Here is a 14,786-nt window from a genome sequence, read left to right on the forward strand (position 1 = left end):
GCTGAACGCGGTTCAGAACCACCCCTGCACGGTGCGCGCCCCGCTCGAGATATCCTGACCGACCCCGTCGATCGTTGCGCAGGCGCCCAGACCCAGCAGGGCGGCAATCAGCAAGACATGTCTCATTGGCTCACTCCTCGGACCACCAGACTTCGGGCAACCATTCGGTGCCCCAGTCCCCGTAAATCGGCAGCGTGTCGGGATAGCGCAAGCTGCTGGCATGGGCAATCATGCTGGCATCGCGCCGGTAGAAGGGGATGACGTAGCGGCCCGCCATCAGCGCCCGGTCGAGCGCCTTCACGGCGCCGGTAAAGACCTCCGGGTCCTCTGCTGTCAGCAAGGTGTCGATCATCGCGTCGACCGCGGGGCTTTTGACGCCCATCAGGTTGCGCGATCCCGGCTGGTCGGCCTGGTCGGACGCCCAGTAATAGCGCTGCTCGGTGCCGGGCGACAGCGACAGGGCGCGTTCGAAATAGGTGACGTCGAAATCGAGCGCATTCTTGCGCTCTTCCCATTGCGCATCGTCCACCGTCGAGACGGTGACCTGCATGCCGAGGCGTTCCAGCGCACGGGCATATATGTCCATGATCGACTGGGTTTCCTGGCTGCCCTTGCGCAGCAGCACCTCGAAGGCGAAGGGCTGGCCATCCGGGCCGCGCAGCTGGCCATCCTCGACCGTCCAGCCGGCCTCGGCCAGCAGGTCCGAGGCGGCGCGGATGCCCGCGCGGTTGCGGGCCGAGCCGTCCGAGACGGGCAGGTCGTAACCCTCGAGCGCGCCGGGGGGCAGGTCGGCGGCGAACGGCTCGAGCAGGTCGCGCACGACGCCAGTCGCCGGGCCATGCTCCATCCCCAGGCTGGAGTTCGAGAAATAGGACGTGATGCGCGGCTGGCGCCCGCCGGTCAGCGTGTCGTTGACATATTCGAAGTTGAACGCCTGGATCATCGCCTCGCGCACGCGCCAATCGGCAAAGACCGGGCGGCGGGAATTCATCACCAGCCCCTGCATGCCCGAGGGGCGCTGGTCGGGGATCTCGGATTTCACGACATCGCCGCTGTCGATGGCCGGAAAGTCGAACCGGGTCTGCCAGAGCTCGGCGTTCTGTTCGCGCAAAACGGTGAGCGTGCCGGCCTTGAACGCCTCGAAGACCACGCCCGCGTCGCCGAAATACTCGATCCGGATCTGGTCGAAATTGTTGGTGCCGCGCCGCAGGCCCAGGTCCGCGCCCCAGTAATCGGGATCGCGCTGGAAGGTCACGTAGCGGCCGGGCTCGTAATCGCCGATGACGTAAGGCCCTGAACCGATGGGCACATCCGAAAGGCTCGACCGGGTGAAATCGGTGTCGTCCCACTGCGCCTTTTTCAGGATCGGCCGCAGCCCGGCGATCAGCGCCAGTTCTGCATTGTCCTCGGAAAAGGCGATGCGGATCGTCCGCTCGCCCACCTGCTCGATCCCCGACACCGAGGTCCAGAAGGTCAGGTAGCGGGGATGGCCAACGGTGCCGAGCGTCTCGAAGGACCAGATCACGTCTTCGACAGTGACAGGGCTGCCGTCGCTGAACCGCGCTTCGGGCCGCAGGGTGAATTCGACCCATTCCCGATTCGGCCCCGTCTCGATCGATTCGGCGAGCAGACCGTAAAGGGTGAAGGGTTCGTCCCGGCTGCGGCCCATCAGGCTTTCATAAAGATGAGCGCGCTGTTGCCAGGGCGCGTTGCCTTTCAGGATGAAGGGATTGAGCGAGTCGAAGGTCCCGACCTCGCCGAAGGTGATCCGCCCGCCCTTCGGTGCCTCGGGGTTGGCATAGGGCAGCGACACAAAATCCGGTGGGAGCGCGGGATAACCATACATAGCTATGCCATGCGCGGGCTCGGCCAAAGTCGGGCCGGATAGCCCGAAAACCGCGAGGGCCGCCAGCCCGACCAGCGGGGCGACATGGAAATAGTTCGGTCGCATTTGCGAAACAATCCCGATCTGCTCTTGTTTTCTTGGGACCGAGATTAACCCGGGATAGCTGCCTTTTCAAACTTTTAGCTTGGACTCCTCTCGCAAGGGGTCTATAACAAGGGCACTGCTCGATAGGTTTCTTGCCTGTATGAAACCTGCCTCAATAACTTAACGCCCGCTTCGTGCGGGCGTTTTTTTTGGGCAGGGTTCCGCGTGTCCCCCCTCATGACAGACCCCCGGCCGGCGCGCCAGTGGCCGTCCCTCACCCCTTGCGCACAAGGGGTCACGAAGCTGTGCAGGGTTGAACTTCTTTGCAGGTGCAGCATTACTCCTGCACAGGTTCACTTGGACAGAAGGAGAGTGAGATGTCACTCAAGGGCAAGACCGCGATCATCACGGGTTCCAATTCGGGAATCGGCCTGGGCGTCGCCCGGGAACTGGCCAAGGCGGGCGCGGACGTGATTCTCAATTCCTTTACCGATAACGAGGAAGACCATGCGCTGGCCAGGAGCCTGGGCGAGGAATTCGGCGTCTCGGCCCGCTACATCAAGGCGGACATGTCTAAGGCGGACGAGTGCCGTGCGCTGGTCGAGCAGGCGGGCAGCTGCGACATCCTGGTGAACAATGCCGGCATCCAGCACGTCGCCCCGATCGAGGATTTCCCGATCGAGAAATGGGACGCCATCGTCGCGATCAACATGTCCTCGGCGTTTCACTGCACCGCCGCCGCGCTGCCGATGATGCGCAAGGCGGGCTGGGGGCGGGTGGTCAACATCGCCTCGGCCCACGGTCTCACGGCCTCGCCCTACAAGGTGGCCTACGTCGCGGCCAAGCATGGCGTCGTCGGCATGACCAAGGTGACCGCACTGGAGACGGCCAAGGAAGACATCACCTGCAACGCGATCTGCCCGGGCTACGTGCTGACCCCGCTGGTCGAATCCCAGATCCCCGACACGGCCAAGAAGTACGGCATGACCGAGGAGGAGGCGAAGGAGAAGGTCATCCTCGAGCGGCAGCCGTCGAAGCAATTCGCCACGGTCGAGCAGATCGGCGGGACGGCGGTGTTCCTGTGCTCGGACGCGGCGGCGCAGATCACCGGCACGACGATCTCGGTCGACGGGGGCTGGACGGCACTTTGACCTCGGGGTGAGGGGCTGGCACCACATGAAGGTCTGGTGGGGGCCAGCCCCACACCCCCGGAGTTTATTGGCACAATGAAGTTGGATCGGGTCCCTTGGGGAGGGTGGTGCCTGACGGTATAGGTGACCGAATGGCACGGAAGACGAAGAAGAAGATCAACATCGCGCTTCAGGGCGGAGGGGCGCATGGCGCATTCACCTGGGGCGTGCTCGAGGGGCTGCTGGATTGCGACGAGATCGAGATCTGCGGCATCTCCGGCGCCTCGGCCGGGGCCGTGAACGGCGCGGCGCTGAAGTCGGGTTTCGCCGCCGACGGGCGGCAGGGCGCGCGCGCGGCGCTGGCCGAACTGTGGGAGGCGCTTGGCGCGATCGACGACGCGGCGATGCCGGCCTGGATGGACCTGTCGGATGCTGTCGCCCTGTCACGTCGTATGGATTACCTGCCGGGCTACCAGATCGCCGAGGCGATGGGGCAGATGTTCTCGCCCTACGCCTGGGGGCCGTTCTACCGCCACCCGCTTGAGCCGGTGGTCGACAAGTTCGATTTCGGCAAGGTCTGCCATCGCGAGGGGCCGCACCTGCACATCTGCGCCACCAACGTGCGGACGGGCAAGGTGCGGGTCTTCGCCGGCGAAGAGGTGACGGCCAAGGCGATCCTTGCCTCGGCCTGCCTGCCGACGCTGTTCAAGGCGGTCGAGCTGCCCGACCCGCGGACCGGCAAGATCGAGGCCTTCTGGGACGGCGGCTATACCGGCAACCCGGCGCTGTTCCCGCTGTTCGAGCCGCATTTGCCCGACGACATCATCGTGGTGAATATCAACCCGCTGGTGCGCGAGGAGGTGCCGCGCACGCCGCAGGACATCCGCAACCGGATCAACGAGATCAGCTTCAACTCCTCGCTCTTGCGCGAGTTGCGTGCCATCGGCTTTGTGCAGCGGCTGCTGGACGACGGCCACGTGGCGGATGGGGCGATGAAACGGGTGCGGGTGCACATGATCGCCGATGACGAGCTGATGAACGAGCTGTCGGTGGCGACCAAGTTGCTGCCCCTGCCGGGTGTCATGGGCCAGTTGCGCAGCGCGGGGCGGTCGGCGGCCGAGGCGTTCCTGGGCCGGCATCTCGAGGACATCGGGGTGCGGGATTCCATGAACCTGAGCGAGATGTATGGCTGACGCCTATTCCGCGGCGCGGTCGGCGGCCTCTTCCGGCGGCTGCGCCGGGTTCTTGGAGTTGGGATAGACGAGGCCGGCCGAGATCACCAGCTTGGCCGCGTCCTCCACGCTCATGTCGAGCTCGATCACGTCTTCTTGCGGGAAATACAGCAGGAAGCCCGAGGTCGGGTTGGGCGTGGTCGGGACAAAGACGCTGACCAGTGCAGAGCCGCCACCGCCGCGCGCCGCGATCTCGCCCTTGGCCATGGTCGAGATGAAGCCGATGGCCCAGATGCCCTTGCGGGGATATTCGATCAGGCAGGCGACCTCGAAGCTGCGTTCGGACTGGGCAAAGACCGTCTCGGCGATCTGCTTGATGCCGGAGTAGATCGAGCGGACGACCGGCATCCGGTCGACCATGCTTTCGGCCCAGCGGAGGAAGCTGCGGCCGATGAAGCCCTTGGCGACCCAGCCGACGAAGATCGTGAACAGCAGGAAGATGACCACGCCGACGCCGCGGATGTTGATGTGGACGTCTTCGCCGATCCAGTAATTGTAGCGCTCGAACCCGACGAGGCGGCGGATGATCGCGTCGGGGTGATAGCCCGCCGGCACGAAGGGCAGCACGAAGCTGTCGACCCAGCCGATGAAGCTCCAGAGCAGCCAGATGGTGATCGAGATCGGAAAGATGACGATGAGCCCGGTCAGAAAGCTCGACCGCAGGCTCGAGAACCAGCCGGGGCGGCGCGGATGGGGGTCGTCGTCGAAAGGTGTGTTCATCGGGTTGGTCGATCGGGAGCTCGGGCAGGGGTTGAGAGGCCGGTTGCCGCAACGCGGCCGGTCAGGGGTCATTTAGGGCCAACGGCCGGGCACTACAACTGCCCGGCGTCACCTTGGGTGAATTCAACGGCAATTTCCGCCGCAAGGCGCGCGTTATTGAGCACCAGCGCGATGTTGGACGTCAGCGACCGCCCCTCGGTCAGCTCGAAGATGCGCTGGAGGAGAAAGGGCGTCACCTGCTTGGCCTTGATGCCCTGGGCCTCGGCTTCCGAAAGGGCGGTGTCGATGATCGGGGTCATCTCGGCCAGTGGGATCTCGGCCTCGGGCGGGATCGGGTTGGCGACCAGCTGGCCGCCGGGGATGCCCATGGCCGTCCGCAGGTGCTGCGCTTGGGCGATCTGCGCGGCCGTGTCGGCGCGCAGCGGGGCAGGGATGCCGTAGCTGCGCGACCAGAAGGCGGGGATGTCGTCCTGACCATAGGCGATCACCGGCACGCCGAGGGTTTCCAGCACCTCGAGTGTCTTGGGAATGTCGAGGATCGCCTTGGCGCCGGCTGCGACCACCGTGACCGGGCTTTGCGCCAGCTCCTGCAGATCGGCCGAGATGTCGAATGTCAGCTCGGCCCCGCGGTGCACGCCGCCGATGCCGCCGGTGGCAAAGACGCTGATCCCCGCCAGACGTGCGCCGATCATTGTCGCGGCGACGGTGGTGGCGCCGGTGCCGCCTGTGGCCAGGCACATAGCCATGTCCGCGCGGCTCAGCTTGGCGACGTTCTTGGCCTGCGCCAGCGCGGTCAGCTGCTCTTCGGTCAGGCCCACGTGCAGCGTGCCGTCCAGCACGGCGATGGTCGCGGGCACCGCACCGCCATCCCGGATCACCTGTTCGACCTTTTGCGCCATCTCGAGGTTTTGCGGCCAGGGCATGCCATGGGTGATGATGGTCGATTCCAGCGCGACGATGGGGCGGCCTTCGGCCTTTGCGGCGGCAACTTCGGGAGACAGGGCAAGCGGGGTCATTGGGCAGATTCTCCGGAGACGTAGCGGGCCGCGGCCTTGAGCGCGCGATCCAGCGCGGCGCGCGGATCGGCGCCGGAAAGCTCGGCCGCGATATGCGCGGCCATGAATGTGTCGCCCGCGCCGGTGACGCGGGTCACCATCACTTCGGGCGGGGTGAGCGTGACTAGGCCGTGGCTGCCCGCCGATGCGGCGGGCTTGCCGCCATCGGTGACCAGCACCCGGTCGGCCCCGGCCGCGACCAGCCCCTCGGCGGCCTTGGGCGCATCCGCGAAGTCGCAATGGCACAGCAGCCCGGCCTCTTCGAGGTTGACGTAGAGCGTGGCGCCGGACCGGTTCAGGAAAGGCCGCAACCGTTCCGCCTTGCCGGGCGAGGCGGGGGCCACGTGCAGGCCCGCGTTCGCGAACAGCGGGCTGTGCGCGATCTCGGTCAGCAGCGGCACCGTCAGGTTGCCGTCCAGCACCACGGGGCCCTCGTAGGGCGCCTGCTCGGTCCCGAGACGTCCGTCGGCCAGCGGGCGCAGGATCTTGTCGCCCGCCGCCTCGAGCGAATGGGCATCGGCAATGGCGGCGATCAGCCCGTTGGCGCCCTCGACCGCCATGTAGACATCGGTCGGCAGATCCTCGGAGCGGTAGAGGAAGGATGTGACCATCCCCATCCCTTCGGCCTCGGCCACCAGCTCGTGCCCCTCGCTGTCCTGGCCGATGGCCGACAGCAGCACGGGCCGCAGGTCGAACCGGGTGAAGGTCATGGCGATGTTCATCGCCACGCCGCCGGGCAGGCGGGTGATGCGCCCGGGCACGTCGGCCCCGTGCTTCATGTGCCGGTCGGACCGACCGATGATGTCCCACAGGACCGCGCCGATGCAAAGAATATCCGTCATGCGCCCATTTGACCGACCTATTGGCCCGGCGCAAGGCGGGGCGTGCCTTGATCTTTGCTGCCCGCGGGTCATCCTGTGCCGAAACCTTGGGGAGAGCTCACCTTGTTCGCATATATTCGCCGCCTGGCCTTCTTGGCCGCCGCGATGCTGGCCGTTCCGGCCGCCGCGCATGAAATCCAGCCGGCGATTGCCGACCTGACACTGTCGGGCGAGGCCGCGCGGATGGACCTGGCCTTCAACGCCGAGGTCTTCCTGGCCGGGATCGACGTGGACGGCGTCGCCGACACCAACGAAACCGAGGGGTCGGACGATTACGACGCCCTGCGCGCCCTGGCACCCGATCAGATCGCCGAACGGCTGCGCGGCGCCTTTCCGGGCACGGCAGATGTGCTGTATCTCGAGACCGGGACCGGGGCTGTGGTGCCCTTTGCCATCGACACCGTGGACGTGCCCGAGGTCGGCAATACCGACCTTGCGCGGATGACCACGCTGGGGCTGACGGCCGATCTGCCGGACGGGGTGCAGACCGCCGCGCTGGCCTGGCCCGAGGGGTGGGGAGAGTTGATCCTGCGCCAGCAAGGCGTCGAGGAGCCCTTTACCGGCCTTGTCGGCCCCGGCGAGACGTCGCCGCAGATCCCGGTGGCGGGCGGGCTGCAACAGACCGGGCTGGTGGCCTTCCTGTCCTATATCCCCGTCGGGTTCGACCACATCCTGCCGCTGGGGCTGGACCACATCCTCTTCGTCCTGGGCCTGTTCCTGCTGGCACCGGGGGTGCGACCGCTGCTGTGGCAGGTCACGGCCTTCACCGCCGCGCACACGGTCACGCTGGCGCTTGGCGCGCTGGGGATCGTCACCATCCCCGGCTCCATCGTGGAGCCGATCATCGCCGCCTCCATCGTCTATGTCGCGGTCGAGAATATCTTTACCGATGGCCTCAACCCCTGGCGGCCGGTCATCATCTTTGTCTTCGGCCTGCTGCACGGGCTCGGCTTTGCCAGCGTACTGGGGGAGTTCGGCCTGCCTGAGGGCCAGTTCATCCCGGCGCTGCTGGGCTTCAACATTGGCGTCGAGATCGGCCAGCTGACGGTGATCGCCGTCGCCTTCCTGATCGCCTGGGCCACCATACGCCTGTCGGAGTTCGGCGAGGTGAACCGCGTTCAGGCCATCGTCTACCTGGCGGCCGCGCTGGTGCTGGTGCCGCTGGCGCTGATCCCGGTCGCCGCGATGGGCGGCGAGATGGCCGAAGCGCTGCCGCCGCTGCTTGTTACAATCGCGATTCTCGCGGGGCTCTGCGGGGCCGCCTCGGCCGCCGGCGGGGTCGGTGTCTACCGCCGCATGGTCGAGATGCCGGCCTCCTTCCTGATCGCCCTCGTGGGCGCCTATTGGTGCGTCGAACGCGTTTTTCTCTAGGAAAACGCGGCATAAGGGGCAGGGGCTGCGGATCGCCCGTGCCCCTGCCGAAGCGTCATTTGGGGCCGCGGCGGGCCCTGTCATAAACCTGTTACACGAGTGTCACAAAAGCATCGCGACCCGGCTGGTAGTCCCCGCCCCGAAGGCTGCCCCCATGTGGCCTCGTTGTGAAACAGGAGAGACATATGTCCATCGCGAAACTCACCGCCTCCGCCCTGACGATCGCCGCCGTTTCGGCCTCGGCCGCTGCCGCACGCGACAACGTGCAGGTCGCCGGCTCGTCGACCGTGCTGCCCTACGCCTCGATCGTCGCCGAAGCCTTTGGCGAGAACTTCGACTTCCCGACGCCGGTCGTGGAATCGGGCGGCTCCTCGGCTGGCCTCAAGCGCTTCTGCCAGGGTGTCGGCGAAGAGCACACCGACATCGCGAACGCCTCGCGCGCCATCCGCGAAAAGGAAATCGCGGCCTGCGCCGAGAACGGCGTGACCGACATCATCGAAGTCCGCATCGGCTATGACGGCATCGTGTTTGCCTCGCAGCTCGACGGCCCGGACTACACCGCCTTTACCGAGGCCGACATCTTCAACGCCCTGGCGCCGAAGGTCATGGTCGACGGCCAGCTGGTCGACAACCCGCACAAGCTGTGGTCGGACTTCAACCCCGATCTGCCCAGCGAAGAGATCCTGGCCTTCATTCCCGGCACCAAGCACGGCACTCGTGAAGTGTTCGAAGAGAAGGTCGTCGCGGCCGGCTGCGAAGTCACCGGCGCCCTGGAAGCCATGATCGCCGGCGGCATGTCGGAAGACGACGCCGAAGACGCCTGCCTCGCAGTCATGTCGGACGGCCGCGCCGTGGACATCGACGGCGACTACACCGAGACGCTCGCCTCGATCGACGCCAACGCCAACGGCATCGGCGTGTTTGGCCTCGCGTTCTACGAGAACAACACCGACAAGCTGAAGGTCGCCACCATGTCCGGTGTCGAGCCGACCACCGAGACCATCTCGACCGGCGAATACCCGGTGTCGCGGCCGCTGTACTTCTACATCAAAAAGGCCCACATCGGCGTGATCCCCGGCCTGAAGGAATATGCCGAGTTCTTCGTCAGCGACGAGATCGCCGGCCCCGATGGCCCGCTGGCCGAATACGGCCTCGTGTCCGACCCCGAGCTGGCGGCAACGCAAGCCAAGGTCGCCGACGAGCGGACCATGAACGAAGGTATGTGATCCGAAAGGGTTTCGGCCCACGGATCGGGGGCGGCATATTCCGCCGCCCCCTTTTCTTTTAGAACCTTTTTACGCGACAAGCAGACCTGATCGGGGGGCACATGCCTGTACTTTGGCTCGTTTTGGCGGTTCTCGGGATCGCCCTTGTCGGCTACGTCCTGGGCCGGTCGCTGGCGCTCGCCAGCGCCGGCGGCGAGATCCGCAACCTGCATTCGCTGCCCAGCTACTACGGCTCGAACGTGGCGATGAAGGCGGCCGTGCCGGCGCTGCTGCTGCTTGTGGTCTGGCTGATCGTCCAGCCTTTCGTCGTCAACGGCATGGTCTCGGGGATGATCCCCGAGAGCGAGATTTCAGAGGGCTCAAACCTTGGCCTCGTGATGGCCGAGGTGCACCGCACCTCGGAGGGGCTGAGCAACGCGGTCGCCGCCGGGATCATCGACGAGGACACGGCACGCAACCCCGGTGCCGACCCCGAGACGATGACTGACCGGCTGAAGGACGCGGGCCAGGTCGTCACCTCGACCCTGACCGCGCCGATCCTCGCGGCCGCGCAGCGCTACCGCGCGCTTCATGACTCCGGCGCCTGGATCATGTCCGGCGTCGTGCTGGTGCTGGCGCTGGCCGGGCTGATCTGGGGCCTGCGCGAAAGCCAAGCCGAATTCCGCGCCCGCAACACGGTCGAACAAGGCATCCGCGCCCTGCTGATCGCCGCGGCCTCGATCGCGGTCCTGACCACCATCGGCATCGTGCTGTCGCTGATCTTCAACACGATCGAGTTCTTCCGGCTCTACCCGGCGGCCGAGTTCTTTTTCTCGCTCAACTGGGCGCCCAGCTTTTCCGGCCGCGGCGGCAGCTCCGAGTTGGGGATCATCCCGCTGCTCTGGGGCACGCTTTACATCAGCTTCGTCGCTCTGGTGGTGGCCGTGCCGGTGGGCCTCTTCGCCGCCGTCTACCTCAGCGAATACGCCACGCCCAAGGTGCGGGCCATCGCCAAGCCGCTGCTCGAGGTGCTGGCCGGCATCCCGACCATCGTCTACGGCCTCTTTGCGCTGCTGACCATCGGGCCGATCCTGCTGAGCGTCTTCGGTGACGACACGGTCGGCTGGATGCAGGGCCAGCGTGCCGTGATGACCGCCGGCATCGCCATGGGCATCATGCTGATCCCCTTCGTCAGCTCGCTGTCGGACGACATCATCAACGCGGTGCCGCAATCGCTGCGCGACGGGTCCTACGGGCTGGGCGCGACCAAGTCCGAAACCATCAAGCAGGTGATCCTGCCCGCCGCCCTGCCGGGCATCGTGGGCGCCATCCTGCTGGCCGCCAGCCGCGCCATCGGCGAGACGATGATCGTGGTGCTGGGGGCAGGGGCCGCGGCCCGGCTGTCGCTCAACCCCTTCGAGGCGATGACCACCGTGACCGCCAAGATCGTCAGCCAGCTGACCGGCGACAGCGATTTCGCCTCGCCCGAGGCGCTGGTGGCCTTTGCCCTGGGCATGAGCCTCTTCGTCATCACGCTGGGGCTCAACGTCCTCGCCCTCTACATCGTGCGCAAGTACCGGGAGCAGTACGAATGACCGACGCAAGCATGGGCGCCACGCCCGCCGCCAAGGGGTCGCTGACCACCGAAGACGCGCGGACGAAAAAGCGCAACGCCGCCGAGAAACGCTTCCAAATGTACGGGATCGCCGCCATCGGCGCCGGGCTGTTCTTCCTGCTCGTGCTGCTGGTCTCGATCCTTTCCTCCGGGCTGGGCGCCTTTCAACAGACCTTTATCGAGGTGCCCGTGTACCTCGACCCCGCCAAGCTGGACAAGAATGGCAACCGCGACCCGGCCGAGATGGCCAAGGTGTCGACCTTCGGCTACGGGCCGCTGATCGAACAGGCCATCTTTGCCCAGGTCGAGGCCAACGGGATCGCCACGCCGCTCGACAGCTCGAAGGACATGAAGGCGCTGATCTCGGCCTCGGCCGCCGCGCAGGTGCGTGACGTGGTGCTGGCGAACCCGGACCTCGTGGGCGAGACCGTGAGCTTCCGCATGCTGGCCGCCAGCCGCGTCGACGGCTACCTCAAGGGCCGGGTCCAGCGCGAGGACGTGGCGCGCGACAAGAACATCGACGCCGAGCACCTCGACCTGACGGACGCCTTCGTGGACGCCGGGATCGTCGCCAAGCAGTTCAACATCGACTTCGTGATCGGCGCCGATGCCTCGGAAAGCCGCCCCGAACAGGCTGGCTTGGGCGTGTCGATGCTGGGCTCGCTCTTCATGATGATCGTGGTGCTGGTTCTGGCACTGCCCATCGGCGTTGCCGCCTCGATCTACCTCGAGGAATTCGCGCCGCAGAACCGCTGGACCGACCTGATCGAGGTGAACATCTCGAACCTCGCCGCCGTGCCGTCGATCGTCTTCGGCATCCTCGGCCTTGCGGTCTTCATCCAGTTCGCGCACCTGCCGCAATCGGCTCCGCTGGTGGGCGGCCTCGTGCTGACCCTGATGACCCTGCCGACGATCATCATCTCGACCCGCGCCTCGCTCAAGGCGGTGCCGCCGTCGATCCGCGACGCAGCACTTGGCCTTGGCGCCTCGCGCACGCAATCGGTTTTCCACCACGTGCTGCCGCTGGCCATGCCCGGCATCCTGACGGGCACCATCATCGGCCTGGCACAGGCGCTCGGCGAAACCGCGCCGCTCTTGCTGATCGGGATGGTCGGCTACATCGCCACCAACTATCCCGACGGCCTGGCCTCGGGCTTCATGGACCCGAACTCGGCCATGCCCGCGCAGATTTACGAATGGGCAAAACGCGCCGATCCGGCCTATTATGAACGGGCCTGGGGCGGGATCATCATCCTGCTGCTGTTCCTGATGACCATGAACATCATCGCCATCATCCTGCGCCGCCGCTTCGAGCGCCGCTGGTAACGGAAGGAGAGCTTCCCATGAACGACATGTCACTGCTGGAGAGACGCGTGGACACCAAGGATACCAAGATCTCGGCCCGCAAGGTTCAAGTCTTTTACGGCGACACCCATGCCATCAAGGACGTGGATGTCGATATCCAGGACAAGACCGTGACCGCCTTCATCGGCCCGTCGGGCTGCGGCAAGTCCACCTTTCTGCGCTGCCTGAACCGGATGAACGACACCATCGACATCTGCCGCGTGACCGGCGACATCATGCTGGACGGAGAGGACATCTACGACCGCCGCGTCGATCCGGTGCAGCTGCGCGCCAAGGTCGGCATGGTGTTCCAGAAACCGAACCCGTTCCCCAAGTCGATCTACGACAACGTGGCCTACGGACCCAAGATCCACGGGCTGGCCAAGAACAAGGCCGAGCTGGACGAGATCGTCGAAAAGGCCCTGCGCCGCGGCGCAATCTGGAACGAGGTCAAGGACCGGCTGCACGCGCCGGGCACGGGCCTGTCGGGCGGCCAGCAGCAACGCCTGTGCATCGCGCGCGCCATCGCGACCGAACCCGAGGTGCTGCTGATGGATGAACCCTGTTCAGCGCTCGACCCCATCGCCACGGCCCAGGTCGAGGAACTGATCGACGAACTGCGCCAAAGCTACTCGGTCGTGATCGTCACGCACTCGATGCAACAGGCCGCGCGGGTCAGCCAGAAGACCGCTTTTTTCCACCTGGGCAACCTGGTGGAATACGACGACACCTCGACGATCTTCACCAACCCCAGCGATCCGCGCACGGAAAGCTACATCACCGGCCGGATCGGCTGACGGGAGGGCCAGACCACATGGCACAGCATATTTCCTCGGCCTTCGACCGTGACCTCGAAGCGGTGCAGGCGCGCATCATGAAGATGGGCGGCATGGTCGAAGAGGCCATCACCGAGGCCGCCCGGTCCCTTGTCGAACGCGACGAGGAACTGGCCGAGCAGGTCCGCGCCGGCGACAAGGCCATCGACGCGATGGAAGAGCAGATCAACGAGGAGGCCGCCCGCATCATCGCGCTGCGCGCCCCCACGGCCATCGACCTGCGGCTTGTCCTGTCGGTGCTGCGGATCTCGAGCAATCTCGAGCGGATCGGCGATTATTCCAAGAACATCGCCAAGCGCACCGGCGTGCTGATGCAGCTGCCGACCATCGACGGGGCCGGGCAGGCGCTGAAACGCATGGCCCGCGAGACACAGCTGATGCTGGACGACGCGCTTGACGCTTACATGCAGCGCAACGACGCGCTGGCCCGCGACGTGATCGCGCGCGATGCGGACGTGGACCAGATGTACAACGCGCTGTTCCGCGAACTGCTGACCTTCATGATGGAGGATCCGCGCAACATCACCCCCTGCATGCACCTGCATTTCATCGCCAAGAACATCGAACGCATGGGCGACCACGTCACCTCGATCGCCGAGCAGGTGGTCTACCTTGTGACGGGCGAGACCGCCGACGAGGTGCGCGAAAAGCTCGACCGCACCTCGACCGATGCAGCGATGAGCACGCAAGGCGCCGGGGAGTGACACCATGAGCGTGCCCCATCCCGTCGTCCTGCTGGTCGAGGACGAACCGGCGCAGCGCGAAGTGCTGGCCTACAATCTCGAGGCCGAAGGGTTTGACGTCGTCTCGGCCGACAACGGCGAAGACGCGCTGCTGCTTTTCGACGAGGAAGGCCCGGACGTGGTCGTGCTGGACTGGATGATGCCCCAGCTCTCGGGGATCGAGGTCTGCCGCCGCCTGAAATCCCGGCCGGAAAGCCGCGGCGTACCGATCATCATGCTCTCGGCCCGGTCCGAAGAGGTTGACCGTGTGCGTGGCCTCGAGACCGGCGCCGATGATTACGTCATCAAGCCCTATTCGGTGCGCGAGCTGATGGCGCGGGTGCGCACCCAGCTGCGCCGCACGCGGGCCGCCGCCGTGGGCGAACGGCTCGAGGTCGGCGATATCACGCTGGACGCCGCGACCCACAAGGTGTTCCGCGCGGGTGAAGAGCTGAAGCTCGGGCCCACCGAATTCCGCCTGCTGGCCACACTAATGGAAAAACCCGGCCGCGTGCTGAGCCGCGCGCAGCTGCTGGACCTCGTCTGGGGCCGTGACGTCTATGTCGACACCCGCACGGTCGACGTCCATGTGGGCCGGCTGCGCAAGGCGCTCTGCGTGCATGGCGGCGACGATCCGGTGCGCACGGTGCGCGGCGCGGGCTACGCGCTGGGGTGACGGGCAGGGCGCTTGTTCCGGCCTTCGGAACATGGAGGCCGACTTGCGTCCTGCGCCAATCGGCGCAGG

At 66.1% G+C, this 14,786-nt stretch carries 14 protein-coding genes; 9 read left to right on the top strand and 5 right to left on the bottom strand.

Going from position 1 to position 14,786, the window contains the following annotated elements; genetic code table 11:
* Positions 1-12: 12 nt before the first annotated feature.
* Both MF270_RS14360 and MF270_RS14365 read right to left on the bottom strand, forming a co-directional pair.
* Complete coding sequence (locus MF270_RS14360; RefSeq protein ID WP_238366590.1) at positions 13-126, bottom strand: entericidin EcnA/B family protein; 114 nt, start codon at positions 124-126, stop codon at positions 13-15.
* A gap of 4 nt (positions 127-130) precedes the next feature.
* Positions 131-1,951 carry an extracellular solute-binding protein gene (locus tag MF270_RS14365; RefSeq protein ID WP_238366591.1) on the bottom strand — a complete coding sequence of 607 codons (1,821 nt, stop codon included), beginning with the start codon at positions 1,949-1,951 and terminating at the stop codon, positions 131-133.
* A gap of 356 nt (positions 1,952-2,307) precedes the next feature.
* Here MF270_RS14365 and MF270_RS14370 point away from each other — a divergent pair, with 356 nt between their 5' ends.
* Together MF270_RS14370 and MF270_RS14375 are read left to right on the top strand one after the other, a co-directional pair.
* The gene (locus tag MF270_RS14370; RefSeq protein ID WP_238366592.1) at positions 2,308-3,081 is read left to right on the top strand and encodes a 3-hydroxybutyrate dehydrogenase; all 774 of its coding nucleotides are present in this window, start codon (positions 2,308-2,310) and stop codon (positions 3,079-3,081) included.
* A gap of 131 nt (positions 3,082-3,212) precedes the next feature.
* Complete coding sequence (locus MF270_RS14375) at positions 3,213-4,253, top strand: patatin-like phospholipase family protein (RefSeq protein WP_238366593.1); 1,041 nt, start codon at positions 3,213-3,215, stop codon at positions 4,251-4,253.
* Positions 4,254-4,256: 3 nt separating this feature from the next.
* Here the strand turns inward: MF270_RS14375 and MF270_RS14380 are convergent, their stop codons facing one another.
* The 3 genes from MF270_RS14380 to MF270_RS14390 all read right to left on the bottom strand — a co-directional run bounded on the left by MF270_RS14380 (position 4,257) and on the right by MF270_RS14390 (position 6,909).
* Positions 4,257-5,012 carry a DUF502 domain-containing protein gene (locus tag MF270_RS14380; RefSeq protein WP_238366594.1) on the bottom strand — a complete coding sequence of 252 codons (756 nt, stop codon included), beginning with the start codon at positions 5,010-5,012 and terminating at the stop codon, positions 4,257-4,259.
* A 92-nt stretch (positions 5,013-5,104) separates the two neighbouring features.
* Complete coding sequence (locus tag MF270_RS14385; RefSeq protein ID WP_238366595.1) at positions 5,105-6,028, bottom strand: pseudouridine-5'-phosphate glycosidase; 924 nt, start codon at positions 6,026-6,028, stop codon at positions 5,105-5,107.
* Entirely contained in the window at positions 6,025-6,909 is an 885-nt protein-coding gene (locus MF270_RS14390) for a PfkB family carbohydrate kinase (RefSeq protein WP_238366596.1), read from the bottom strand. Before MF270_RS14390 ends, MF270_RS14385 begins: the two co-directional genes overlap by 4 nt.
* A gap of 102 nt (positions 6,910-7,011) precedes the next feature.
* Between MF270_RS14390 and MF270_RS14395 the strand changes: the two genes are divergently transcribed.
* The 7 genes from MF270_RS14395 (at position 7,012) to phoB (ending at position 14,717) form a co-directional block, all read left to right on the top strand.
* Positions 7,012-8,319, top strand: a complete 1,308-nt coding sequence (locus tag MF270_RS14395) for a HupE/UreJ family protein (protein ID WP_238366597.1) — start codon at positions 7,012-7,014, stop codon at positions 8,317-8,319.
* A 185-nt stretch (positions 8,320-8,504) separates the two neighbouring features.
* Complete coding sequence (locus MF270_RS14400) at positions 8,505-9,545, top strand: substrate-binding domain-containing protein (protein ID WP_238366598.1); 1,041 nt, start codon at positions 8,505-8,507, stop codon at positions 9,543-9,545.
* A 101-nt stretch (positions 9,546-9,646) separates the two neighbouring features.
* On the top strand, positions 9,647-11,119 hold the full coding sequence (gene pstC, locus MF270_RS14405) for a phosphate ABC transporter permease subunit PstC (protein WP_238366599.1): 1,473 nt from the start codon (positions 9,647-9,649) through the stop codon (positions 11,117-11,119).
* Complete coding sequence (gene pstA, locus MF270_RS14410; RefSeq protein WP_238366600.1) at positions 11,116-12,465, top strand: phosphate ABC transporter permease PstA; 1,350 nt, start codon at positions 11,116-11,118, stop codon at positions 12,463-12,465. Before pstC ends, pstA begins: the two co-directional genes overlap by 4 nt.
* 17 nt (positions 12,466-12,482) lie before the next feature.
* Positions 12,483-13,280 carry a phosphate ABC transporter ATP-binding protein PstB gene (pstB, locus tag MF270_RS14415; protein ID WP_238366601.1) on the top strand — a complete coding sequence of 266 codons (798 nt, stop codon included), beginning with the start codon at positions 12,483-12,485 and terminating at the stop codon, positions 13,278-13,280.
* 17 nt (positions 13,281-13,297) lie between these two features.
* Positions 13,298-14,023, top strand: a complete 726-nt coding sequence (phoU, locus tag MF270_RS14420) for a phosphate signaling complex protein PhoU (RefSeq protein ID WP_238366602.1) — start codon at positions 13,298-13,300, stop codon at positions 14,021-14,023.
* 4 nt (positions 14,024-14,027) lie between these two features.
* Positions 14,028-14,717, top strand: a complete 690-nt coding sequence (gene phoB / locus MF270_RS14425; RefSeq protein ID WP_238366603.1) for a phosphate regulon transcriptional regulator PhoB — start codon at positions 14,028-14,030, stop codon at positions 14,715-14,717.
* Positions 14,718-14,786: the final 69 nt, after the last annotated feature.

This window comes from Mesobacterium pallidum (assembly GCF_019966535.1).
GTDB classification, from domain to species: domain Bacteria; phylum Pseudomonadota; class Alphaproteobacteria; order Rhodobacterales; family Rhodobacteraceae; genus Mesobacterium; species Mesobacterium pallidum.

What these genes read in the sequence shown, in the direction of transcription:
- MF270_RS14360 (WP_238366590.1), bottom strand. Translation starts at nt 126, where the DNA reads ATGAGACATGTCTTGCTGATTGCCGCCCTGCTGGGTCTGGGCGCCTGC.
- MF270_RS14365 (WP_238366591.1), bottom strand. Translation starts at nt 1,951, where the DNA reads ATGCGACCGAACTATTTCCATGTCGCCCCGCTGGTCGGGCTGGCGGCC.
- MF270_RS14370 (WP_238366592.1), top strand. Translation starts at nt 2,308, where the DNA reads ATGTCACTCAAGGGCAAGACCGCGATCATCACGGGTTCCAATTCGGGA.
- MF270_RS14375 (WP_238366593.1), top strand. Translation starts at nt 3,213, where the DNA reads ATGGCACGGAAGACGAAGAAGAAGATCAACATCGCGCTTCAGGGCGGA.
- MF270_RS14380 (WP_238366594.1), bottom strand. Translation starts at nt 5,012, where the DNA reads ATGAACACACCTTTCGACGACGACCCCCATCCGCGCCGCCCCGGCTGG.
- MF270_RS14385 (WP_238366595.1), bottom strand. Translation starts at nt 6,028, where the DNA reads ATGACCCCGCTTGCCCTGTCTCCCGAAGTTGCCGCCGCAAAGGCCGAA.
- MF270_RS14390 (WP_238366596.1), bottom strand. Translation starts at nt 6,909, where the DNA reads ATGACGGATATTCTTTGCATCGGCGCGGTCCTGTGGGACATCATCGGT.
- MF270_RS14400 (WP_238366598.1), top strand. Translation starts at nt 8,505, where the DNA reads ATGTCCATCGCGAAACTCACCGCCTCCGCCCTGACGATCGCCGCCGTT.
- pstC (WP_238366599.1), top strand. Translation starts at nt 9,647, where the DNA reads ATGCCTGTACTTTGGCTCGTTTTGGCGGTTCTCGGGATCGCCCTTGTC.
- pstA (WP_238366600.1), top strand. Translation starts at nt 11,116, where the DNA reads ATGACCGACGCAAGCATGGGCGCCACGCCCGCCGCCAAGGGGTCGCTG.
- pstB (WP_238366601.1), top strand. Translation starts at nt 12,483, where the DNA reads ATGAACGACATGTCACTGCTGGAGAGACGCGTGGACACCAAGGATACC.
- phoU (WP_238366602.1), top strand. Translation starts at nt 13,298, where the DNA reads ATGGCACAGCATATTTCCTCGGCCTTCGACCGTGACCTCGAAGCGGTG.
- phoB (WP_238366603.1), top strand. Translation starts at nt 14,028, where the DNA reads ATGAGCGTGCCCCATCCCGTCGTCCTGCTGGTCGAGGACGAACCGGCG.